The organism is Rhodovulum kholense (assembly GCF_003053725.1).
GTDB classification, from domain to species: Bacteria; Pseudomonadota; Alphaproteobacteria; order Rhodobacterales; family Rhodobacteraceae; genus Rhodovulum; species Rhodovulum kholense.
This window is the reverse complement of the sequence record NZ_QAYC01000015.1, coordinates 57,504-78,288: the sequence shown is the minus strand read 5'-3', so window position 1 is coordinate 78,288 and position 20,785 is coordinate 57,504. Positions and strand designations below refer to the sequence as shown.

General features: G+C 69.0%; 21 protein-coding genes. 16 read left to right on the top strand and 5 right to left on the bottom strand.

Translation table 11 applies throughout. The features are described from left to right. Positions 1–22: 22 nt before the first annotated feature. Positions 23–772 carry a phosphodiester glycosidase family protein gene (locus C8N38_RS16915; RefSeq protein ID WP_108028325.1) on the bottom strand — a complete coding sequence of 250 codons (750 nt, stop codon included), beginning with the start codon at positions 770–772 and terminating at the stop codon, positions 23–25. After that, entirely contained in the window at positions 756–1,154 is a 399-nt protein-coding gene (gene rbfA, locus C8N38_RS16910) for a 30S ribosome-binding factor RbfA (protein WP_181498064.1), read from the bottom strand. The genes C8N38_RS16915 and rbfA overlap by 17 nt, the downstream gene beginning before the upstream one ends. Positions 1,155–1,255: 101 nt before the next feature. Here rbfA and dapB point away from each other — a divergent pair, with 101 nt between their 5' ends. Beyond that, positions 1,256–2,065 carry a 4-hydroxy-tetrahydrodipicolinate reductase gene (dapB, locus tag C8N38_RS16905; protein ID WP_108028323.1) on the top strand — a complete coding sequence of 270 codons (810 nt, stop codon included), beginning with the start codon at positions 1,256–1,258 and terminating at the stop codon, positions 2,063–2,065. A 263-nt stretch (positions 2,066–2,328) separates the two neighbouring features. Beyond that, positions 2,329–2,562: a YrhK family protein gene (locus C8N38_RS16900; protein ID WP_108028322.1), complete on the top strand. Its 234-nt coding sequence runs from the start codon at positions 2,329–2,331 to the stop codon at positions 2,560–2,562. Between the two features lie 142 nt (positions 2,563–2,704). Here the strand turns inward: C8N38_RS16900 and C8N38_RS16895 are convergent, their stop codons facing one another. Next, positions 2,705–2,902 carry a DUF1674 domain-containing protein gene (locus C8N38_RS16895; RefSeq protein ID WP_108028321.1) on the bottom strand — a complete coding sequence of 66 codons (198 nt, stop codon included), beginning with the start codon at positions 2,900–2,902 and terminating at the stop codon, positions 2,705–2,707. A gap of 70 nt (positions 2,903–2,972) precedes the next feature. Between C8N38_RS16895 and C8N38_RS16890 the strand changes: the two genes are divergently transcribed. The 9 genes from C8N38_RS16890 (at position 2,973) to C8N38_RS16850 (ending at position 14,676) form a co-directional block, all read left to right on the top strand. Beyond that, positions 2,973–4,265: an RsmB/NOP family class I SAM-dependent RNA methyltransferase gene (locus C8N38_RS16890; RefSeq protein ID WP_108028320.1), complete on the top strand. Its 1,293-nt coding sequence runs from the start codon at positions 2,973–2,975 to the stop codon at positions 4,263–4,265. A 98-nt stretch (positions 4,266–4,363) separates the two neighbouring features. Continuing rightward, positions 4,364–6,151, top strand: a complete 1,788-nt coding sequence (locus tag C8N38_RS16885; RefSeq protein ID WP_108028319.1) for a heparinase II/III family protein — start codon at positions 4,364–4,366, stop codon at positions 6,149–6,151. Positions 6,152–6,155: 4 nt separating this feature from the next. Further along, on the top strand, positions 6,156–7,745 hold the full coding sequence (purH, locus tag C8N38_RS16880) for a bifunctional phosphoribosylaminoimidazolecarboxamide formyltransferase/IMP cyclohydrolase (protein ID WP_108028318.1): 1,590 nt from the start codon (positions 6,156–6,158) through the stop codon (positions 7,743–7,745). Positions 7,746–7,748: 3 nt separating this feature from the next. Further along, positions 7,749–8,219: a signal peptidase II gene (gene lspA / locus C8N38_RS16875; protein ID WP_108028317.1), complete on the top strand. Its 471-nt coding sequence runs from the start codon at positions 7,749–7,751 to the stop codon at positions 8,217–8,219. Positions 8,220–8,272: 53 nt separating this feature from the next. Beyond that, positions 8,273–8,794 carry a DUF3035 domain-containing protein gene (locus C8N38_RS16870; RefSeq protein WP_108028316.1) on the top strand — a complete coding sequence of 174 codons (522 nt, stop codon included), beginning with the start codon at positions 8,273–8,275 and terminating at the stop codon, positions 8,792–8,794. Positions 8,795–8,897: 103 nt separating this feature from the next. After that, on the top strand, positions 8,898–10,280 hold the full coding sequence (locus C8N38_RS16865; protein WP_108028315.1) for a M16 family metallopeptidase: 1,383 nt from the start codon (positions 8,898–8,900) through the stop codon (positions 10,278–10,280). After that, a complete protein-coding gene (locus tag C8N38_RS16860) occupies positions 10,277–11,593 on the top strand; it encodes a M16 family metallopeptidase (protein WP_108028314.1) in 1,317 nt (438 codons plus the stop codon). Before C8N38_RS16865 ends, C8N38_RS16860 begins: the two co-directional genes overlap by 4 nt. A gap of 42 nt (positions 11,594–11,635) precedes the next feature. Next, the gene (gene mutL / locus C8N38_RS16855; RefSeq protein WP_108028313.1) at positions 11,636–13,507 is read left to right on the top strand and encodes a DNA mismatch repair endonuclease MutL; all 1,872 of its coding nucleotides are present in this window, start codon (positions 11,636–11,638) and stop codon (positions 13,505–13,507) included. Continuing rightward, positions 13,504–14,676 carry a DNA recombination protein RmuC gene (locus tag C8N38_RS16850; protein WP_108028312.1) on the top strand — a complete coding sequence of 391 codons (1,173 nt, stop codon included), beginning with the start codon at positions 13,504–13,506 and terminating at the stop codon, positions 14,674–14,676. Before mutL ends, C8N38_RS16850 begins: the two co-directional genes overlap by 4 nt. A 9-nt stretch (positions 14,677–14,685) precedes the next feature. Here the strand turns inward: C8N38_RS16850 and C8N38_RS16845 are convergent, their stop codons facing one another. Both C8N38_RS16845 and C8N38_RS16840 read right to left on the bottom strand, forming a co-directional pair. Next, a complete protein-coding gene (locus C8N38_RS16845; RefSeq protein WP_108028311.1) occupies positions 14,686–15,342 on the bottom strand; it encodes a ChrR family anti-sigma-E factor in 657 nt (218 codons plus the stop codon). Between the two features lie 16 nt (positions 15,343–15,358). Next, on the bottom strand, positions 15,359–16,012 hold the full coding sequence (locus C8N38_RS16840; protein ID WP_170120333.1) for a sigma-70 family RNA polymerase sigma factor: 654 nt from the start codon (positions 16,010–16,012) through the stop codon (positions 15,359–15,361). 166 nt (positions 16,013–16,178) lie between these two features. On the opposite strand from C8N38_RS16840, the gene C8N38_RS16835 reads away from it, so the two are divergent. From C8N38_RS16835 to C8N38_RS16815, 5 genes are read left to right on the top strand one after another with little or no spacing between them, the layout of a single operon-like run. Further along, entirely contained in the window at positions 16,179–17,474 is a 1,296-nt protein-coding gene (locus tag C8N38_RS16835) for an NAD(P)/FAD-dependent oxidoreductase (RefSeq protein ID WP_108028310.1), read from the top strand. After that, positions 17,471–18,235: a DUF1365 domain-containing protein gene (locus tag C8N38_RS16830; RefSeq protein WP_108028309.1), complete on the top strand. Its 765-nt coding sequence runs from the start codon at positions 17,471–17,473 to the stop codon at positions 18,233–18,235. The genes C8N38_RS16835 and C8N38_RS16830 overlap by 4 nt, the downstream gene beginning before the upstream one ends. Continuing rightward, positions 18,235–19,470: an MFS transporter gene (locus tag C8N38_RS16825; RefSeq protein WP_108028308.1), complete on the top strand. Its 1,236-nt coding sequence runs from the start codon at positions 18,235–18,237 to the stop codon at positions 19,468–19,470. The genes C8N38_RS16830 and C8N38_RS16825 overlap by 1 nt, the downstream gene beginning before the upstream one ends. After that, positions 19,467–20,021: a DUF3833 domain-containing protein gene (locus C8N38_RS16820; RefSeq protein WP_108028307.1), complete on the top strand. Its 555-nt coding sequence runs from the start codon at positions 19,467–19,469 to the stop codon at positions 20,019–20,021. The genes C8N38_RS16825 and C8N38_RS16820 overlap by 4 nt, the downstream gene beginning before the upstream one ends. Then, positions 20,018–20,761: an SDR family NAD(P)-dependent oxidoreductase gene (locus tag C8N38_RS16815; RefSeq protein ID WP_108028306.1), complete on the top strand. Its 744-nt coding sequence runs from the start codon at positions 20,018–20,020 to the stop codon at positions 20,759–20,761. The genes C8N38_RS16820 and C8N38_RS16815 overlap by 4 nt, the downstream gene beginning before the upstream one ends. The last annotated feature ends 24 nt before the right edge of the window (positions 20,762–20,785 follow it).

Sequence of the window (20,785 nt, the reverse complement as noted above, 5' to 3'; positions counted from 1 at the left end):
AGGCGCAAGGCGAGGGGGCCGTCTACTCGGCGGCGGGCACAACGGCGCCGATGATCGGCCCCATCGGCAGCCCGGCATCGTTGCGGCCAAGATCCGGGGCATAAAGTTTCGACACCTTGCCGTCGAAGTAAAGCGCGTTCGGGGTCTTCAGCACGTCGCGGAAGAGCCGCCCGAATTCGTGGAAAGTGACCGGCGCGTCCGAGATCGCGAAGTGAAGCCGCCCCTCGGCATCGACGCCGACGCCGTTCCGCACATAGCGCGAGTCGCTGTCGGACAGGAACCGCGGGTGCAGCGCGCCGTCGATCACCAGCATCGGCCCCGATTGTGTCGCATAGCGGCACTCGGGCGGGTCGGCCAGATAGGCGCGGGTCTCGATCACCTCGGCCCGGCCGTCTTCAAGGCACAGCACCCCGTTGGGCAGCATCCCGAAATTGCCCGGCCCGGCCGCGGCCACGGCATGCATCTGCTGACGGCCGTCCTCGACATACAGCCCGACGGGGCGGCGGTCGGGATGGTACATCCCGGCATTCATCGCGAAAGCCAGGGTCTCGCCCCGCGCCGCCAGCGCCTGGTTCAACCGGCCGAAGCTGCCAAAGATCCCGCCCTGGTCGGTCTTCAGGAACAGCCGCAGGTCGTCGGTCGCCGGATCAGCGCTGCAGACGACATAACCGCGGTCCTCATGGGTCAGCGGATGGCAGGCGGGCTCTGCCGCGGCGGGCAGGGGAAGAAGGACGACCAGCAGGAAAAGGGCGGCCCTAATCCTCATCGCCATCGGGGGCGGCCAGGTCGCGGCGCACGGTCTCGTCGGCCAGAAGCCGCCGGGTCTCGTCCATCCGGTCGAAGGTTTCATCGAGGGTGAAGCGCAACTCGGGCGTGAATTTCAGCTGGGTCTTCTTGCCCACCACCCGGCGCAGCTCGCCCCGGTTGCGGCGGAGCGCGGCCAGCGCCTCTTCGGCGTGATCCCCGCCCAGCGGCAGCACGAAGGCGGTCGCGACCTTGAGATCGGGCGAGGTGCGGACCTCGCCCACGGTGATCGACATCCGGTTCAGGTCGGGGTCGTGCACGTCGCCGCGCGCCAGCACTTCCGAGAGGGTGCGGCGGATCAGCTCGCCGACGCGCAGCTGTCTTTGGGACGGGGCAGAAGATCTGGACATGGGCTGCATCTAGGCCACCCGGCGGGCTTTGCCAAGCGGGGCTTTGCGCGCGCCCGCCCATGGGCTACATCGGGCCCATTCAGGTCGAAGGAGCAAGTGCGATGGACAGCCTGCCGGGCATCGTGGTGATGGGCGCCTCGGGGCGCATGGGTCAGATGCTGATCGGGGCCGTGCTGAACAGCGAAAAGGCCCGGCTGGCGGGCTGCGTCGAACGGCCCGGCCATCCCTGGATCGGCCGCGACGTGGGCGAGGCGATGGGCGGCCCGGCGGTCGGCGTGAAGGTCACCGACGACGCGCTGGCGGTGATCGCCCAGGCCCAGGCGGTGATCGACTTCACCACGCCCGAGGCCACGGTCGCGACCGCCACCCTGACCGCGCAGGCCCGCGCGGTGCATGTGATCGGCACCACCGGGCTTGCGCCCGAGCATCTGCAGAAGATCAAGGCCGCCGCCCGCCATGCGGTGATCGTGCGCGCCGGAAACATGAGCCTCGGCGTCAATCTGCTGGTGCAGCTGACCCGGCGGGTTGCCGCCGCGCTTGACGAGGATTTCGACATCGAGATCGTCGAGGCGCATCACCGCCACAAGGTCGACGCCCCCTCGGGCACCGCGCTGATGCTGGGTCAGGCCGCGGCGGAAGGCCGGCGCATCGGGCTGGACGAGTGCTCGGAACGCGGCCGGGACGGCATCACCGGCGAACGCGCGAAAGGGGCCATCGGCTTTTCGGCGATTCGCGGCGGCGACATCGTGGGCGAACATGACGTGATCTTCGCGGGCCTCGGCGAGCGGATCGTGTTGCGCCATGTCGCGACCGACCGCCGGATCTTCGCCCGCGGCGCGCTGAGGGCTGCGCTCTGGGGTCAGGACCAGAAGCCCGGCGAATACGACATGCTCGACGTGCTGGGGCTATAGGCCCCGGCCGTAACGGCCAGGGCGACCCGCCGCCTGAAACCGCTGGGGAAATGCCCTCATGTGCCGGGACCTGCGCATGCGGCCGGGATTGCCCGAGTTGCGCAGCTTGCCGGGCACGGGCCACTCCCCAAGGAAAGCCTTCGCCCGGATGTCCCGTCCGACACAGGTTTTGTCTAACCGGACTCCGTTCGATAGAACCCTCTGAACATTGCACAGGCTCGTCCTGCGCTTTGTGCCGGGACCTTTGATATGACGGAGCTGGAATGAGAGGACTAGAGCGGATCGTACGGGCCTACCGCCATTGGCATCTCAGTGTCGCCGTGGCAGGGAACCTGCTGTTTCTGGTGGGCTCCGTTCTCTTTCTGCCGACGCTTTCAAGCTGGAAAACCGTGGCGGTGTGGATGTTCATCGTCGGATCGTTCCTCATGCTGATCGGCGCCTTCGGAGAAGTCGCGAAGGCCATTTACGAGAAACATGATCGCGACAAAGAAACATGATCGCGACAAAGGGTAAGCGACACGGCCGTCCGTGACGGCCCTGCCCCGCTTGTCGGAATGAAGCGGCGCCCGACCGCGTCCAGGATCTGATCTGCCGCCTGTGCGGCCCCGCATGCCCCCCCCGGGCCGCGACACGGCAGGTTCAGAAGTCGATGGCGATACCCTTCTTCTCCCAGTCGCCATAGCGGACCGGATCGGGGCCGTCTCGGCCGCCCAGCTCGACGGGCCGGGCCTTTTCGGCGGCTTCGGCGGCCTTGCGCCGCTCGGCAGCCTCGGCCAGCGCGCGCTGCGCGGCGGGCGGCAGATCCTTGCGGGGGGTGTCTTCAGCGTCGTCGGACATCGGGCGCCTCCTTGCCGGTTGCGGTCCGGTGATATACCGGGGGCGCGGCAAGGAGCAAGCGGGGGCCGGGATGGACGAGCCACGGGAACGCGGGACCGAACGCGCACGGGCGGCGGCGCTGGATCTGATCCGCGCGGTGCTGGAAGACCGGCGGCTGATGGCCGAACTGGCCGGGTCCGACGGCCCGCTGGACCCGCTTGAGCCCTCTGACCGCGCCCGCGCCCAGCGGCTGGCGGTCTCGACGCTGCGGCATATGGGCCGCGCCGATGCGGTGCTGAAACCCTTCCTGCGCCGCCCCCCGCCGCCCCCGGTCCACGCCATCCTCAGGCTCGCGACGGTCGAGATGCTGGAAGGCGGCGCCGCGGCCCATGGCGCGGTCAACGCGGCCGTGGCGCTGGCCCGGGCCGACCGCAGGACCGAGGCGCTGGCAGGCCTCGTCAACGCGGTGCTGCGCAAGGTGGCCGATCTGCCCGCCAGCGACTGGCAGGCGCTGCCGCCGCCGCGTCTGCCGGGCTGGCTGCGCGGACGGCTCGACAGCGCCTGGGGGCGGGCGGCCGTGGTCGGCATCGAGGCGGCCCATGCCGCGGGCGCGCCGCTCGATCTGACGCCGAAGGACGGCGATGCCCTGGCTCTGGCCGAGGCCACGGGCGGTGTGGCGCTGCCGACCGGGTCGGTCCGGATCGCGGGGTCGGTGCAGGTCTCGGCGCTGCCGGGCTATGGCGAGGGCATCTGGTGGGTGCAGGACGCGGCCGCCTCCCTGCCCGCGCGGCTTTTGGCGGCGCGCCCGGGCGAACGGGTTCTGGACCTGTGCGCCGCGCCGGGCGGCAAGACGATGCAGATGGCGGCGGCGGGCGCTGCGGTCACCGCGATTGATATCTCAGAGCAGCGGATGGCGCGGGTCGAGGAAAACCTGGCCCGCACGGACCTGACGGCCGAGCTGGTCGTCGCCGATGCGCTGGACTGGGAAAGCGACGCGCGGTTCGACGCGATCCTGCTGGATGCGCCCTGTTCGGCCACCGGCACGATCCGGCGCCATCCCGATCTGCCCTTCGCCAAGGATGGCGCGTCGGTCAAACCGCTTTTCCCGCTGCAATCGGCGCTGATCGACCGGGCGCTCGGGCTGCTGGCGCCGGGCGGGCGGCTGATCTTCTGCACCTGTTCGCTTTTGCCCGAGGAAGGCGAGGCGCAACTGGCCGCGGCGCTGGACCGGCACCCGGATCTGACCCCCGTCGCCTTCGACGCGCCGTGGATCGAGCCCGGCTGGCGCACCGCCCATGAGGCGCTGCGGCTCAGGCCCGATTTCTGGGCCGAGTGCGGCGGCATGGACGGGTTCTTCATCGCCGGGCTGCGCAAACCCGCCTGATCCCTGCCCGAAACCGGGCACAATTCTCCGGTGACACCCGTTGACCGGCCCGGTATGGTCCGGCGGCAGGCAAGAGCCCGACAGAACGAAGCCCGACCATGGCAGGCCCGACCGATACCGAGTTCCCGCCCGTCCGGCGCGGCGCGTGGAGCAACCGTTTCCACGCCCGGCTGAGTGCGCTTGGCCAGCCGGTCCTGCGCCTGGTGCTGCAGCCCGAGCCTCGGTCCGTCGGCAGTTTCGCCCGGGGGCGGCAGCTGTGCTCGGGCCGGTTCCTGTTTGACGGCGGCGCGGTCGAGGCACCGGGCACCGGGATCTGGGACGTCGCCAGCCCCGGCGCGCGGTTCGAGGCCGACCGGCAGGGCTTTGCCTGGCTCGACGATCTGGCGGCGGCGGCCGACGGCAAGGCGCGGACCGCGGCCCAGGACTGGACGCTGGGCTGGATCGAGCGGTTCGGGCGCGGCGGCGGGCCGGGCTGGACGCCCGAACTGGCCGGGCGCCGGACCATCCGGCTGATCCATCATGCGCGATTCATCGAGGCGGGGCTGGACGAGGCCCAGCGCGCGCGCCTGCATCTGGCGCTGGCGCGGCAGACCGCGTTTCTGGCGCGGCGCTGGCGCAACGCGCCGCCCGGCCTTGCGCGGTTCGAGGCGCTGGCCGGTCTGATCTACGGCGCGCTCTGCCTCGAGGGGATGGGGCGGCACCTGCCCAAGGCGCTGGCCGCCCTTGACCGCGCCTGCGACACCGACATCGCCGATGACGGGGCGCTGGCCACCCGCAATCCCGAAGAGCTGCTGGAGGTGCTGACGCTTCTGGGCTGGACCGAGGCGGCGCTGGCGCTGGCCAAGCGCCCGGCCTGGCAGGGGCACCGCGCGGCGATCCAGCGGATTGCGCCGGTGCTGCGCGCGCTGCGCCATGCCGATGGCGGGCTCGCGCGGTTTCACGGCGGCGGGCGCGGGCCGGAAGGGCGGCTCGATCAGGCGCTGGCGGCGGCGGGGGTCAAGCCGCGCGCGCTGAGGGGGCTGGCCATGGGCTATGCGCGGCTTGCCTCGGGGCGGACGACGGTCATCGTCGATGCCGCGCCGCCGCCCGCGGGCCCGGCCTCGGCCGAGGCCCATGCCTCGACGCTGGCCTTCGAGCTGACCTCGGGGCGGCGGCCGGTGATCGTCAATTGCGGCGCGGGGGGGGCCTTTGGCCCAAGCTGGCGGATGGCCGGGCGCGCGACGCGGTCGCATTCGACGCTGGCGATCGAGGGATTTTCCTCGTCGCGGCTTGCGCCCCGGCGGCGCAGAAGGCCGCAGCTTCTGACAGAGATCCCGGGCCCGGTCGAATGGCGGGCCGAGACCGGGCAGGCCGGGCATGCGCTGACCGCCTGGCATGACGGCTATTCGGTGACCCACGGGCTGACCCATGTGCGCCAGCTGAACCTCGCCTATGACGGGCGGGCGCTGTCGGGCGAGGACACGCTGGCGGCCTTCACCCCCGAGGAACACGCGGCCTTCGAGCGCGCGCTGGCACGCTCGGACGGCGAGGGCATCGCCTTCTCGATCCATTTCCACCTGCATCCCGAAATCGACGCGGCGCTGGATCTGGGCGGCTCGGCGGTGTCGCTGGCCCCCAAGAGCGGCGAGATCTGGGTGTTTCGCCACGATGGCGCAGCGACCTTGTCGCTGGCGCCCAGCGTCTATCTGGAAACGGGCCGGCCCGAGGCGCGCGCGAGCCAGGAAATCGTGCTGTCGGCGCGGGTGACTGATGCGGCCTGCGTCGTCGGCTGGACGCTGGCCAAGGCCCATGAAGGCGCGCAGGCCCCGCGGGACCTTGAGCGCGAGGACGAATTCGACGATACAGCAGCCCCCTGGACTCGCCCCCATTCAATGACGAAGGACTGATCCGATGACCGATCTCGTGCCCGTGCGCCGCGCGCTCCTTTCCGTATCCGACAAGACCGGGCTTGCCGATCTGGGCCGGTCGCTGGCCGCCCGGGGGGTCGAACTCTTGTCGACCGGCGGCACCGCCAAGGCGCTTCGCGAGGCGGGGCTGGAGGTCAAGGACGTGTCCGAGGTCACCGGCTTTCCCGAAATGATGGACGGCCGGGTCAAGACGCTGCATCCGATGGTGCATGGCGGGCTGCTGGCGCTGCGCGACAACGAGGCCCATGTGATGGCCATGGAAGAGCACGGCATCGGCCCGATCGATCTGCTGGTCGTGAACCTCTACCCGTTCGAGGCGACCGTCGCCAAGGGCGCCGAGTATGACGACTGCATCGAGAATATCGACATCGGCGGCCCGGCGATGATCCGCGCGGCGGCCAAGAACCACGCATTCGTCAACGTCGTGGTCGATACCGAGGATTACGCGCGGCTGCTGGGCGAACTTGACCGCCATGACGGCGCGACCTGCCTGAAGTTCCGCAAGAAGCTGGCGCAGATCGCCTATGCCCGGACCGGCGCCTACGATGCCGCCGTCTCGACCTGGATGGCGAAGGCGCTGGGCGACACCCAGCCGCGCCGCCGCGTCTTTGCCGGCGCGCTGGCCCAGGGGCTGCGCTATGGCGAGAACCCGCACCAAGAGGCCGCCTTCTACATCGACGGATCGGACCGGCCCGGCGTTGCCACCGCCAAGCAATGGCAGGGCAAGGAGCTGAGCTATAACAACATCAACGACACTGATGCGGCCTTCGAGCTGGTCAGCGAGTTCCTGCCCGCGACCGGCCCGGCCTGCGCGATCATCAAGCACGCCAACCCCTGCGGCGTCGCGCGCGGCGAGACGCTTGAACAGGCCTACCGGCGCGCCTTCGACTGCGACCGCACCTCGGCCTTCGGCGGCATCGTCGCGCTGAACATGAAGCTCGACGAGCCGACCGCCAGGGCGATCAGCGAGATCTTCACCGAGGTGGTGATCGCGCCCGCTGCCGACGACGCGGCGAAAGAGATCTTCGCCGCCAAGAAGAACCTGCGGCTGCTGACGACCGGCGGGCTGGCCAACCCGGCTGCCGCCGCGCTGACCTACCGGCAGGTTTCGGGCGGGTTCCTGGTGCAGGACAAGGACAATGGCCGGATCGAGGCCTCGGACCTGAAGGTGGTCACGAAACGCGCGCCGACCGAGGCCGAGATCGCCGACATGCTGTTCGCCTGGACCGTGGCCAAGCACGTCAAGTCGAACGCCATCGTCTATGTCAAGGACGGCGCGACCGTCGGCGTCGGCGCGGGCCAGATGAGCCGGGTCGATTCCTGCCGCATCGCCGCGCGCAAGGCCCAGGACATGGCCGAGGCGCTGGGCCTTTCCGAGCCGCTGACCAAGGGCTGCGCGGTGGCGTCCGACGCCTTCTTCCCCTTCTCCGACGGCCTGCTGGCCGCGGTCGAGGCGGGCGCGACGGCGGTGATCCAGCCCGGCGGGTCGATCCGCGACGAGGACGTGATCGCGGCGGCCGACGAGGCGGGGCTGGCCATGGTCCTGACCGGCATGCGCCACTTCCGGCACTGAGCGATGCGGCGGCTCGGGATCGTCGCGGCGCTGGTCTTCCTGCTTGACCAGGCCAGCAAGGTCTTTGTGGTGTTCCACATGGGCCTTGCGCTCGATCAGCGCATCGACGTCTGGCCGCCCTATCTGACCTTCCGGATGGCCTGGAACCAAGGGGTCAATTTCGGGTTTTTCGCCCATGACGCCGATCTGGCCCGCTGGCTGCTGATCGGGGTGTCGCTGGCAATCTCGGCGGGCGTTGCCATCTGGATGGCGCGCGGGCGGCATCGCCCGGCGGCGCTGGTCTCGGCCGGGCTGCTGATCGGCGGCGCTTTGGGAAATGCGCTGGACCGGGTGCTGTACGGGGCGGTGGCCGACTTCCTGAACATGTCCTGTTGCGGCATCGACAATCCCTATGCTTTCAATGTCGCCGATGTCGCGATCTTCGCGGGCGCGCTGGGGCTGGTGCTTTATACCGGGAAGGACAAGACCCCGTGACGCGCCCTGCAAGCTGCGTTAAAGAGGGCCAGATCGGACGAAGGGGACTGCGCATGCGATCGGCACGGATACTGGTTCTTGGGGCGGCCATGGCGGCTGCCTTGTCGGGCTGCAGCCGTGGCGACGACTATCAGCCCAAGCTGATGCATCTGCGCGGCGCCGAGCGCGGGCCCGACGAATTCTCGGTCGTGCCGAACAAACCGCTGGAAATGCCCCAGGACGTGGCGAGCCTGCCCGCGCCGACGCCGGGCGGCGCGAATCTGGTCGATCCGACGCCCGAGGCCGACGCCATCGCCGCGCTGGGCGGCAATGCGGCGCGCGGAACGGGCGGAGATCCGGGCCTGATGGCGCAGGTCGGCCGGTTCGGGGTCGATCCCTCGATCCGCCAGACGCTGGCGCAGGAAGACCTCGAATACCGCCGCAAGCATGACGGCCGCCTGCTGGAACGCTGGTTCAACGTGACCGTCTATTACAAGGCCTACAGCCGTCAGGCGCTGAACCAGTACGAGGAACTGGAACGCTGGCGCGCGCGCGGCGTGCGCAATGTCAGCGCGCCCCCCGAAGGTCTGAAATGACAGGGCGGCCATAGCGTCCGCTCACATCTGCGTGGCGCCGGTTGCAAACCCCGGGCGCCGCGGTAGCTTGCCTCATGCCGCCTGACCCGAGGAGAGACAAGCGATGATGCCGATCCGGCTGGCCCTTCTGGCCCTGATCGCCATGGCCGGGGCTGCCCGCGCCGAGAAGGTGACCGATTTCACCCTGCCAAACGGGATGGAGGTTGTGGTGGTCGAGGATCACCGCGCCCCGGTCGTGGTGCAGATGGTCTGGTACAAGGTCGGCGCCGCCGACGAACCGGCCGGCAAGTCCGGGATCGCCCATTTCCTGGAACACCTGATGTTCAAGGGCACCGACACGGTCGGATCGGGCGAATTCTCGAAGATCGTCGAGGAAAACGGCGGGTCCGACAATGCCTTCACCTCGTGGGACTACACCTCGTATTTCCAGCGCGTGGCCGCCGACCGGCTGGATCTGATGATGAAGCTCGAGGCCGACCGGATGACCGGGCTGAAGCTGTCGGAAGACGATGTCGCGACCGAGCGCAACGTGATCCTCGAGGAACGCAACCAGCGCACCGAGAATGACCCGGGCGCGCTCTTTTCCGAACAGCGCAACGCCGCGCAATACCTCAACCACCCCTACGGCATTCCGATCATCGGCTGGCGCCACGAGATGGAGGGGCTGAGCCGGGCCGATGCGCTGGCCTATTACCGCACCTATTACGCGCCGAACAACGCGGTGCTGGTGGTCGCGGGCGATGTCGAGCCCGACGCGGTCAGGGCGATGGCCGAGGCCCATTACGGCCCGCTGGCCCCGTCGGAAACGCTGCCGCCGCGCCTGCGCCCGCAAGAGCCGCCGCAACTGGCCGCCCGGCATCTGACCTTTGAGGACCCGCGCGTCGCCCAGCCCTACGTGATCCGCACCTATCTGGCGCCCGAACGCGCCCCGGGCGATCAGAAACAGGCCGCTGCCCTGACCTATCTGGCCGAGATCCTCGGCGGCTCGGGCACCAATTCGGTGCTCAGCGACAAGCTGCAATTCGACAGCCGCACCGCGATCTACAGCTCGGCCTTCTATGACGGGCTGTCGCTCGACAAGACCACTTTCGGGTTTGTCGTGGTGCCCGCCGAGGGCGTCTCGCTGGGCGAGGCCGAGGCCGGGCTCGACAAGGCTTTGACCGAGTTCCTCGATCAGGGCGTCGATCCGGCCCTGTTCGAAAGCATCAAGACCCAGCTGCGCGCCTCGGAAATCTATGCCCGCGACAATATCCAGGGGCTGGCCCGGCGCTATGGCGCGGCGCTGGCGGTGGGGATGAGCGTCGAGGATGTGCAATCCTGGCCCGAGATCCTGCAGGAGGTCACGCCCGAGGACGTGATGGCGGCCGCACACGCCGTGCTGGACCCGCGCGCCTCGGTCACCGGCTGGCTCGAAACCCCGCCGGGGGTCGCGCCGTCCGACGCACCCACGGCGATTCCCACGGGCTCGCAGGAGGTGACCCAATGATCCGCGCCGTCTTCAGCAGCTTCGCCTTCGTCCTTCTCGCAGCCCTGCCCTTGCGGGCCGAGGTCGAGATCCAGGAGGTCACCTCGCCCGGCGGCATCCATGCCTGGCTGGTCGAAAGCCACGAGGTGCCCTTCGTCTCGGTCGAGATCCGGTTTCAGGGCGGGGCGAGCCTCGACGCGCCGGGCAAGCGCGGCGCCATCAACCTGATGACCGGTCTGCTTGAGGAAGGGGCGGGCGAGATGGATGCCCGTGCCTTTGCCCGCGAACGCGATGCGCTGGCGGCCAGTTACCGCTTTGACGTGAGTTCGGATTCGCTGGCGATCTCGGCCCGGATGCTGACCGAGAACCGCGACGAGGCGGTCGGGCTGCTGCGCCAGGCGCTGGTGGCGCCCCGCTTCGATCAGGATGCCATCGACCGGGTGCGCGCCCAGGTGATCTCGGGCATCCGGTCGGACGCGACCGATCCCAATGCCATCGCGGGCCAGACCTTCGACCGGATCGCCTTCGGCGACCACCCCTATGCCACCCCGATCAGCGGCACCGAGGACAGCGTGAATGCCCTGACCCGCGACGATCTGATTGCGGCCCGCGACCGGGTGATCGCCCGCGACCGGCTGTATGTGGCCGCCGCCGGCGACATCTCGGCCGAGGATCTGGGCAAAATGCTCGATACGCTTCTCGGCGATCTGCCCGAAACCGGTGCGCCGATGCCCGGACCCGCGCCGCTGAACCTTGCGGGCGGGGTGAACGTTGTGCCCTTCGACACGCCGCAATCGGTGGCGGTGTTCGGCCAGCGCGGGCTTGAACGCGACGATCCCGATTTCTTCGCGGCCTTCGTGATGAACCAGATCCTCGGCGGCGGCGGCTTCGGCGCCCGTCTGATGGAAGAGGTCCGGGTCAAGCGCGGGCTGACCTACGGCGTCTATTCCTACCTGATGCCGATGGATCATGCGGCGCTGATCATGGGGCAGGTCGCCTCGGGCAATGACAAGATCGCCGAGGCGGTCCAGGTGATCCGGGACGAATGGGCGCGCATGGCCGAGCAAGGCGCGACCGAAGACGAACTCGACAAGGTCAAGACCTACCTGACCGGCGCCTATCCGCTGCGCTTCGACGGCAACGGGCCCATCGCCCGCATCCTCGTCGGCATGCAGATGGAGGGGCTGACGCCCGATTACGTCAAGACCCGGAACGACAAGATCCGCGCCGTGACGCTCGACGACGTGCGCCGGGTGGCGGCCGAATGGCTTGACCCGGCGCATCTGCAATTCGTCGTGGTGGGCCAGCCGCAGGGTCTGGAAACCACCAACTGACCCCATGGTCGAATCGGCGGGGGGCGTGCTAGAAATTGTGGCATGACCTCCCCCGCCCCCAACATTCGCCAAGATCCCCCAAGAATTCGTCAGCTTGACGAGGCGGCCATCAACCGCATTGCCGCGGGCGAGGTGGTCGAACGGCCCGCTTCGGCGGTGAAGGAACTGGTCGAGAACGCCATAGATGCGGGCGCGCGGCGGATCGAGGTCGCCTATGCCCAGGGCGGCAAGGGGCTGATCCGCGTCACCGACGACGGCTGGGGCATGGCGCCCGAGGATCTGCCGCTGGCCCTGTCGCGCCATGCCACGTCGAAAATCGACGGCTCGGACCTTCTGGATATCCGCAGTTTCGGCTTTCGTGGCGAGGCGCTGCCCTCGCTGGGGGCGGTCGGGCGGCTGACCATCACCTCGCGCCGCGACGGCGCCGAGGCCGCGCGGATCGTGGTCACCGGCGGCGCGGCCGGGCCGGTGACACCGGCGGCGCTGAACCGGGGCACCGTGGTCGAACTGCGCGATCTTTTCTTCGCGACGCCCGCGCGGCTGAAATTCCTGCGCAGCGACCGGGCCGAGGCGCAGGCCATCTCTGATGTGGTGAAACGGCTGGCGCTGGCCGAGCCCTTCATCGGCTTTTCGCTGCGCGACATGTCGGACGGCGGCGAGGGCCGCGTGATCTTCCGCGCCGATGCGCAGACGGGCGATCTGTTCGACGCGCTTTATGGCCGGGTCGTCGCGGTGATGGGCCGCGACTTCGCCGAGAACGCGCTCAAGATCGAGGCCGAGCGCGAAGGCTTCGGCCTGACCGGCTTCGCCGCCCTGCCGACCTATTCGCGCGGTGCGGCGGTCGCGCAGTTCTTCTTCGTCAACGGGCGTCCGGTCCGCGACAAGCAACTGATCGGGGCGCTGAGGGCCGCCTATATGGACGTGCTCAGCCGCGACCGGCATCCGGCGGCGGCGCTGTTCATCGATTGCGACCCGCATCTGGTCGATGTCAACGTCCACCCCGCCAAGGCCGAGGTCCGCTTTCGCGAGCCGGGCATCGTGCGCGGGCTGATCGTCTCGGCGCTGCGCCATGCGCTGGCCGGGGCCGGGCACCGCGCCTCGAGCACGGTGGCGGGCGCGACGCTGGGCGCGATGCGGCCCGAACCGCCCGGCCCGCCGCGGGTCTACCAGATGGACCGGCCCTCGCCCCGCGCGCTGAGCCTGTCCTTTGCCGTGCAGGCGCCGCTCACGCCGCCGGCCCTGTCCGGAGTCCCGTCCGAGGCGCCATTGGCCCAGGGCTTCGCCGATCCCTCGGCCCGGTTCGAGACCGTCGCGCCCGCGCCCGAGGCCGAGGCTCTGCCCCTTGGCGCCGCCCGGGCGCAGCTGCATGAGAACTACATCATCGCCCAGACCGAGCGCGGCATGATCATCGTCGATCAGCATGCCGCCCATGAGCGACTGGTTTACGAGAAGCTGAAACGCCAGATGGCCGAGCGGGGCGTCGCGGCGCAGGCACTGCTGATCCCCGAGATCGTCGATCTGTCCGAGGGCGACATCGCCCGGCTGATGGAGCACGAGGCCGACCTGACCCGCATGGGCCTGACGGTCGAGCCCTTCGGCCCCGGCGCCATCGCGGTGCGCGAGACGCCCGCGTTGCTGGGCGAGGTCGATGCCGGGGCGCTGATCCGCGACATCCTCGACGAACTGGCCGATCTGGGCGACAGCCAGACCCTGCAGGCGCGGCTCGATGCGATCCTCAGCCGGGTGGCCTGCCACGGCTCGATCCGGTCGGGACGGCGGATGCGCGCCGACGAGATGAATGCGCTGCTGCGCGAGATGGAGGCGACGCCGTTGTCGGGCCAGTGCAACCACGGCCGCCCGACCTATGTCGAGCTGAAGCTTTCCGATATCGAGCGGCTGTTCGGGCGCACATGATCGAGGTCTTCGGCACGGCCTATGCCTGGGATGACCCCGTCGTACTGGCGGCGGCCGGGGCTGCGGCGCTTATCCTTCTGGTGCTGGGGCTTCTGATCGCGGCGGTGCGCCGGGCCGGGCGGTCGGCCGAGATGGCCGCACCGCTGATCTACCAGATGGACCGGCTGGCGCGGCGGGTCGATCAGCTGGGCGAGGGACAGCAGCGGCTGGCGGGCGGGCTGACCCATGTGTCGGAGGCGCAGGCGGCGGCGCAGGCCAACATGCTGCGGCTGATGGAAAGCCGTCTGGCCGCGGTCACCGAGCAGATGAACCGCAATCTCGAAGGCGCCTCGCGCCGCACCGCGCTGTCGCTGGGCGAGTTGCAGGAACGTCTGTCCACCATCGACCGGGCGCAGGAGAATATCGAGAAGCTGTCGGGCAATGTGCTATCCTTGCAGGACATCCTGTCGAACAAGCAGACAAGGGGCGCCTTCGGCGAGATCCAGCTGGCCGATATCGTCGGCAAGGCGCTGCCCAAGGACAGCTATGTGCTGCAAGCGACGCTGTCGAACGGCAAGCGGGCCGATTGCCTGATCCGGCTGCCGAAGCCGCCCGGACCCATCGTGGTCGATTCGAAGTTTCCGCTGGAAGCCTACGAGGCGCTGCGCCGGGCCGAAACCCAATGGGACCGGCAAGAGGCCGCGCGCGCCTTCCGCACCGCCGTTCGGACCCATATCCGGGCAATCTCGCAGAAATACATCGTCGCCGAAGAGACTGCCGACGGTGCGCTGATGTTCCTGCCCTCCGAGGCGGTCTATGCGGAACTGCACGCCAATTTCCCCGATCTGGTGCGCGAAAGCTTCGAGGCGCGGGTCTGGATCGTGTCGCCCACCACCTGCATGGCGACGCTGAACACGATGCGGGCGATCCTCAAGGATGCGCGGATGCGCGATCAGGCCGGCGCCATCCGGCGCACACTGCGCCAGTTGCATCGCGATGTCGAACTGGTGGCGGAACGGGTTGACCGGCTGACCACCCATTTCGGTCAGGCCCGCGCCGATCTGGAAGGCATCGGCGTCGCCGCCGAGCGCGCGGGCAAACGCGCGGCCAAGCTCGACAATCTCGATTTCGAGGAACTGGGGGCCGATCAGGACGAGATGATGCCGCCCCTGCCCCGGCCCGCCGAATAGGGCGGCGGCTCAGATCCCGATGAAAGGCTGCGCCAGACGCGGCAGCAGGCCGTGGAATTTCAGCGGCGCGTCGGTCGCAGCCAGACAGATGCAGTCGGGACCCGGCGCCGCGACGGGGGTGTGGTCGAGGTCTTCGCCCGCAACCTCGACATCGCCGCGCCCATAGCGGCCGCCCGCATCCTCGAAGGCGCCCTGCAGCACCAGCGTCAGTTCCATCCCGCCATGGCCGTGATCGGGCATCGCCATGCCTGCGGGGATATACAGCAGCCGCACGGTCGCGTCCCGGGCCGTGGGCAGAACCGCCTGCCGCACCCCGCCGCCCAGCGCGCGCCATTGCACCGTATCCGCATCGCCGCCGACATAGTCGCGCAGTGGCATCGGGAAGACGGGGGCGGCCGGTTCGGGCGCCGCGATGCGCGCCTCCTCGGGCATGTCGGCAATCAGCCGGAGCGTCGCGGCCAGGCTGTCCTCGGCCATGGCAACGCCCGGGTCCGCGTCTTCAAGCACCGCGCCGCCCACCGCCTCGTATCCGGCCAGCCGGGCCCGACACTCGTCGCACAGCGACACATGGGTCGCGACGACCAGCCCGAAGGCTTCGGGCAGGCTGCCCGAGGCATGGGCCATCAGAAGATCGTCGGTCAGGTGGTGGATGATGGGCGTCGTCATGGGTCCGGTCGCATCCTCATGTCATCTCCTGGCGCAAGCGTTCCAGCGCCAGCCGTATCCTCGATTTGATCGTGCCAAGCGGCAGGCCGGTCTCGGCTGCGATCTCGCGATGCGAGAGCTCGCCGAAATAGGCCCGTTCGATCAGCACCCTCTGGGCCTCGGGCAACGCCTGAAGGGCGCGCCCGAGCTGTTCGCTCTCCTGTTGCAGTGCCAGTGTCTCGGCCTGGTCGGGCTCGTGTTCCGGGCCCCAGGTCAGATCCTCGGGCTCGGGATGCCGCTGCTTGCGCAGCGCGTCGATCCGCCGGTTGCGGGCGATGGTGAAGATCCATGTCGCCACGCTGGCCCGCTCCGGATCGAACAGATGCGCCTTGCGCCAGACCGTCGCCATCACCTCCTGCGCACATTCTTCCGCCAGGGCCGCATCGGCCCCGGATTTCATCAAGAACGCCTTCACCCGGGGGGCGAAATGCGCGAACAGCCGGGCGAAAGCGGTCTGGTCCCGCTCGTCCCGGATGCGCGTCACGCATGTCACCCATCTGGTGTCGGTCGCCTGTCTTTCATTCACGACGTCAGCCTCGGTCCTGCGCAGAAATGGTTCATTTCTTCCAAGATAGGGCGGTGCCCTCCTGGCTTCATCCCCAAACTGGCTGGCCTGCAAGCCGTGCATCATGGTCCTGATACGCGGCAGAGGCCGGACCGGATCACCGCGATGCCGAAAAAAACGCCAGCCTGCCGAAGGAACGGGACGAAACGGTGCGGGACATAGGCGCCCAAGTTCTGGACAGACGCCCCCGAAAGCCCATATCCGAGCACGGGGCAAAGAGGAGCAGACCGGAATGGCAATCGACACCGCGGCGGGGCATCGTCGGCGCATCGCCGTGATCGGGGGCGGCATCTCGGGGCTTGGCGCGGCGCATCTGCTGGCCGAAAGCGCCCGGGTGACGCTGTTCGAGGCCGAGGGGCGGCTGGGCGGCCATGCCCGCACGGTTCTGGCGGGCCGAAAGGGCGACCGGCCCGTGGATACCGGCTTTATCGTGTTCAACCGGGTGAACTACCCGCATATGGTGCGGCTGTTCGAAAAGCTCGGCGTGCCGGTGGCGAAATCCGACATGAGCTTTGGCGCCTCCTTCGATGGCGGGACCTTCGAATACGGCCTGAGAAACCTGCGCGCGGTCTTTGCCCAGCCCGCGAACGCGCTGAACCCGCGCTTCTGGGGCATGCTGCGCGATGTCACCCGCTTCAATGCCCGGGCAAAGGACGAGGCCCGCGACCCGTCGGTTTCCCTGGGCGATTTCCTTGCCGCGCTCGGCACCGGCGACTGGTTCCGCGACCGCTATCTTCTGCCCCTTTCGGGCGCGATCTGGTCGACGCCGAGCAAGGGCATCCTCGATTTCCCGGCGCAGGCCCTGATCAACTTCTTCGACAATCATGCGCTGCTCAGCACCTCGGGCCAGCATCAGTGGTACACGGTCGCGGGCGGGTCGGTCGAATATGTGCGCAGGCTCGAGGCCGCGCTGGCCGACCAGGGCGTCGAGATCCGCAAGGCCGCGCCGGTCGCGGCGGTGCGCCGCGATGCCGAGGGCGTCGAGATCCGCGCCCAGGGCGGCGCGTGGGAGCGGTTCGACGAGGTCGTCTTCGCGACCCATTCCGATGACAGCCTGGCGCTTTTGTCCGATGCCACGCCCGAAGAGCGCGCGGCGCTGGGGGCCGTGCGGTATCAGCCGAACGAGGCGGTGCTGCATGCCGATCCCTCGGTGATGCCCAAACGCCGCGCGGTCTGGTCAAGCTGGAATTACGCCGAAGAAACCGGCGCCCGGACCGAGCGGATCGACCTGACCTACTGGATGAACTCGCTGCAACCGATCCCCGAGGACGATCCGCTGTTCGTCACGCTGAACAGCCGGCGGCCGATCCGGGACGACTTGATTTATGACACGGTCACCTTCCGCCATCCGGTCTATGACCGGGGGGCGCTCGAGGCGCAGCAGACCGTGCGGCGGATGAACGGGACCAACCGCACCTGGTTCTGCGGCGCCTGGATGCGGAACGGGTTTCACGAAGACGGGCTCGCGAGCGGCATCGAGGTGGCAGAGGCCCTTCTGCGCGGGCGGCCCGAGGCGGTGGCGGCATGACGGCGGTTGTAGAGCATATCCGGGGCAAGACCTTTCACGAACGGCGCGGTCAGGTCGGGCACAAGCTGACCCATACGGTCGATTACGTGCTTTTCGACGCCGAGGCCCAGGACCTGAAGGCGCCGCGCTGGTTCGGGCGCGAGCCCGGCAAGTCGATGGCGGTGCTCGACACCGATCACGGCGGGCCCAAGGGCCAGGGCCGGGGCGCCGCCTGGGTGCGCGAGGTGCTGAAGGCGCGCGATCTTTTCGCGATCCGCGGCAAGATCGAGCTGATGACCCTGCCGCGCGTCCTGGGCCACGAATTCAACCCGGTCAGCTTCTGGCTCTGCCATGACACCGAAGACCAGCTGCGCGCGGTGATCGCCGAGGTGAACAACACCTTCGGCGACCGGCATTGCTATCTGTGCTGCCATCCCGACCAGCGCCCGATCGAACCCACCGACATCCTGACCGCGACCAAGATCTTCCATGTCTCGCCGTTCCAGCCGATTTCGGGCGGCTACCGGTTCCGCTTTGACATCCGGCCCGACAAGGTCGGGATCTGGATCGACTTCGCCGCCGGGGGCGAGGAAGGGCTTTACGCCACCCTGACCGGGCCGCGTCGGCCGCTCAGCACCTGGGCCATCCTCAAAAGCGCGCTGCGCCGGCCCTTCGGATCGCGCCGGGTGATCGTGCTGATCTACTGGCATGCGCTGCGGCTGGCGTTGAAGGGCGCGAAATACCGGACCAGGCCCAAACCGCCGTCCGAAGAGCTGACCTGATGCGGGCAGCCCCCCTGCCGGGCTATGCGGTCTTTGCCGCGATGCTGACCGCGGCGGGGCTGCCGATCTATATCCACGCGCCGAAATTCTATGTCGACCAGTACGGGGTGAGCCTTGCCGCGCTGGGCAGCGTACTGTTCGGGCTCAGGCTGCTCGACGTGGTGCAGGACCCGGCGCTGGGCTGGCTGTCGGAGCGGCTGCACCGCTGGCGGTCCCTTGCAGTAGCGGCGGCGGTGGCGCTTCTGGTGGCCTCGATGGCGGGGCTATTCGCGGTGACGCCCCCGGTCGCCCCGCTTCTGTGGTTCGCGCTGACCCTGACCGGGCTGTTCAGCGCCTTCAGCTTCCTGACCATCACCTTCTACGCCCAAGGCGTGGCCCGGGCGGGCGGCATGGGTCCGGGCGGGCATGTGCGGCTTGCCGCCTGGCGCGAGACCGGCGGGCTTCTGGGCGTCTCGGCCGCCGCCGTCGCCCCGACCCTGCTGATGGGGGTGACCGACGCGCCCTTCGCAGCCTTTGCCGCGGGCTTCGCGGTGCTGGCGGCGGTGGCGGCAGTGGCGATGGCACGCGACTGGTCGCTGCCCGCAGCCCAAGGGCAATCGGGCTGGAGCGAGGTTCTGGCCGATCCGGTCGCGCGACGGCTTCTGATTCTGGCGCTGATCAACGCCACGCCCGTTGCCGTGACCTCGACGCTGTTCCTGTTCTTCGTCGAAAGCCGTCTTGGCCTGCCGGGATGGGAGGGGCCGCTGCTGGTGCTGTTCTTCCTCTCGGCCGCGGCCTCTGCGCCCGGCTGGGGACGGGCGGCACGGCGGTTCGGCGAGAAACCCGCGCTTCTGGCGGGCATGGTCCTGTCGATCCTGGCCTTCGGCTTCGCGACGCTGCTGGGAGCGGGCGACGCCCTGCCCTTCGCCGCGATCTGCGTCGCCTCGGGCGCGGCGCTCGGCGCCGACATGACGCTTCTGCCTGCGATCTTCGCCGCCCGGATGGCACGGATCGCGCCCAATGCCGGGCAGGCCTTCGGGCTCTGGTCCTTCGTGTCGAAATTCACCCTCGCCCTTGCGGCGGTGGCGCTGCTGCCGCTTCTGCAGGGGGCGGGGTTCCAGCCCGGAGAGGCCACCTCTCCGGCGCGGGCGCTGGTGGTGCTGAGCCTGCTTTACGCGGCCCTGCCCTGTGCCCTCAAACTCGTGGCGGTCGCGCTTCTGGTCGCGACCCCGCTCAACAGGGAGACGATCGGATGATCGCATTCGTCCTGGGGCTGGCGGTGGCGCTGGCCCTTGTCGCGCTCAAGACGCGCTATCTGGGCTTTGCCGCGCAGACCCCCGCGGATTACGACGGCAAGGGACCCGCCTTCGATCTGCGCCGCCATCTTGACGGCCCCATTCTTTGCGAAGGCGTGATCTACGGCCCGACCGGCCGCGTGGTGTCGCGCTTTACCGGGGATTTTCTGGCCCGATGGCAGGGCAATACCGGAACGATGGCCGAGGAATTCCGTTATGACAGCGGTGCTACCCAAAGTCGCAGATGGACCTTCCGCCTTGAAAACGATGGGTCGATTACGGCCGATGCTCCGGATCTTGTCGGCTCCGGGCATGGCATGCAGAGGGGATCGGGGGTACACCTCCGCTACCGCATCCGGCTGCCCGAGGATTCGGGCGGGCATGTGCTGGCGGTGACCGACTGGATGTATCTGATGGAAAACGGGGCGATCGTTAATCGCAGCCAGTTCCGCAAGTTCGGCTTTTTGGTCGCCGAACTGGTGGCGACGATGCGCCCGAAGGAGGCCGCGTGACGACGGACTGGATCGGAAAACGCTACTGGATCATCGGGGCGAGCGAGGGCATCGGCCGCGCTCTGGCGGAACGGCTGGGGGCGCTCGGGGTCAACCTCGTGCTGAGCGCCCGCAGCACGGACCGGCTGGAAGAGCTGGCCGCATCGCTGCCACGCAAGGCCGATGTGGTCCCGGTGGACGTGACCGACGCCGCATCGGTCAAGGCGGCCGTCGAAGCGGTCGGCGAAATCGACGGCGTGGTCTATGTCTCGGGCACCTACTGGCCGATGACGGCCAAGGACTGGAACGCCGATCAGGTCGAGACCATGTTCGACGTCAACCTGATGGGCGCCGCGCGGGTTCTGGGCCATGTCGTGCCCTGGTTCGTCGCGCGCGACCGCGGCCATATCGTGCTGACCGGCAGCCTTGCGGGCTATCGCGGCCTGCCGGGGGCCATCGGCTATGGCGCCTCCAAGGCCGGGCTGATGTCCTTGGGCGAAAGCCTGCAGGCCGATCTGCGCGGCACCGGCGTCAAGGTCCAGATCGCGAGCCCGGGCTTCGTCAAGACCCGGCTGACCGACAAGAACGACTTCAAGATGCCGTTCATCATGACGCCCGAAGAGGCCGCGCATGAATATGTCGAGCTGATGATGTCGGACGCGATGTCGCGCAGCTTCCCGACGCTCTTCTCGTGGATTCTGCGGCTGACGCAGCTGCTTCCCGACTGGATTTATTTCCCGCTTTTTGCGCGCAAGGGCTGACGCTTGCCCTTGCCTCCGCGACGG

Coding starts and splice junctions, on each gene's coding strand:
- C8N38_RS16850 (WP_108028312.1), top strand. CDS start 13,504: ATGATCGAGGTCTTCGGCACGGCCTATGCCTGGGATGACCCCGTCGTA.
- rbfA (WP_181498064.1), bottom strand. CDS start 1,154: ATGTCCAGATCTTCTGCCCCGTCCCAAAGACAGCTGCGCGTCGGCGAG.
- C8N38_RS16860 (WP_108028314.1), top strand. CDS start 10,277: ATGATCCGCGCCGTCTTCAGCAGCTTCGCCTTCGTCCTTCTCGCAGCC.
- C8N38_RS16890 (WP_108028320.1), top strand. CDS start 2,973: ATGGACGAGCCACGGGAACGCGGGACCGAACGCGCACGGGCGGCGGCG.
- C8N38_RS16870 (WP_108028316.1), top strand. CDS start 8,273: ATGCGATCGGCACGGATACTGGTTCTTGGGGCGGCCATGGCGGCTGCC.
- C8N38_RS16885 (WP_108028319.1), top strand. CDS start 4,364: ATGGCAGGCCCGACCGATACCGAGTTCCCGCCCGTCCGGCGCGGCGCG.
- lspA (WP_108028317.1), top strand. CDS start 7,749: ATGCGGCGGCTCGGGATCGTCGCGGCGCTGGTCTTCCTGCTTGACCAG.
- C8N38_RS16830 (WP_108028309.1), top strand. CDS start 17,471: ATGACGGCGGTTGTAGAGCATATCCGGGGCAAGACCTTTCACGAACGG.
- C8N38_RS16865 (WP_108028315.1), top strand. CDS start 8,898: ATGATGCCGATCCGGCTGGCCCTTCTGGCCCTGATCGCCATGGCCGGG.
- dapB (WP_108028323.1), top strand. CDS start 1,256: ATGGACAGCCTGCCGGGCATCGTGGTGATGGGCGCCTCGGGGCGCATG.
- C8N38_RS16895 (WP_108028321.1), bottom strand. CDS start 2,902: ATGTCCGACGACGCTGAAGACACCCCCCGCAAGGATCTGCCGCCCGCC.
- C8N38_RS16915 (WP_108028325.1), bottom strand. CDS start 772: ATGGCGATGAGGATTAGGGCCGCCCTTTTCCTGCTGGTCGTCCTTCTT.
- C8N38_RS16845 (WP_108028311.1), bottom strand. CDS start 15,342: ATGACGACGCCCATCATCCACCACCTGACCGACGATCTTCTGATGGCC.
- C8N38_RS16820 (WP_108028307.1), top strand. CDS start 19,467: ATGATCGCATTCGTCCTGGGGCTGGCGGTGGCGCTGGCCCTTGTCGCG.
- C8N38_RS16835 (WP_108028310.1), top strand. CDS start 16,179: ATGGCAATCGACACCGCGGCGGGGCATCGTCGGCGCATCGCCGTGATC.
- C8N38_RS16825 (WP_108028308.1), top strand. CDS start 18,235: ATGCGGGCAGCCCCCCTGCCGGGCTATGCGGTCTTTGCCGCGATGCTG.
- C8N38_RS16840 (WP_170120333.1), bottom strand. CDS start 16,012: ATGATGCACGGCTTGCAGGCCAGCCAGTTTGGGGATGAAGCCAGGAGG.
- purH (WP_108028318.1), top strand. CDS start 6,156: ATGACCGATCTCGTGCCCGTGCGCCGCGCGCTCCTTTCCGTATCCGAC.
- C8N38_RS16900 (WP_108028322.1), top strand. CDS start 2,329: ATGAGAGGACTAGAGCGGATCGTACGGGCCTACCGCCATTGGCATCTC.
- mutL (WP_108028313.1), top strand. CDS start 11,636: ATGACCTCCCCCGCCCCCAACATTCGCCAAGATCCCCCAAGAATTCGT.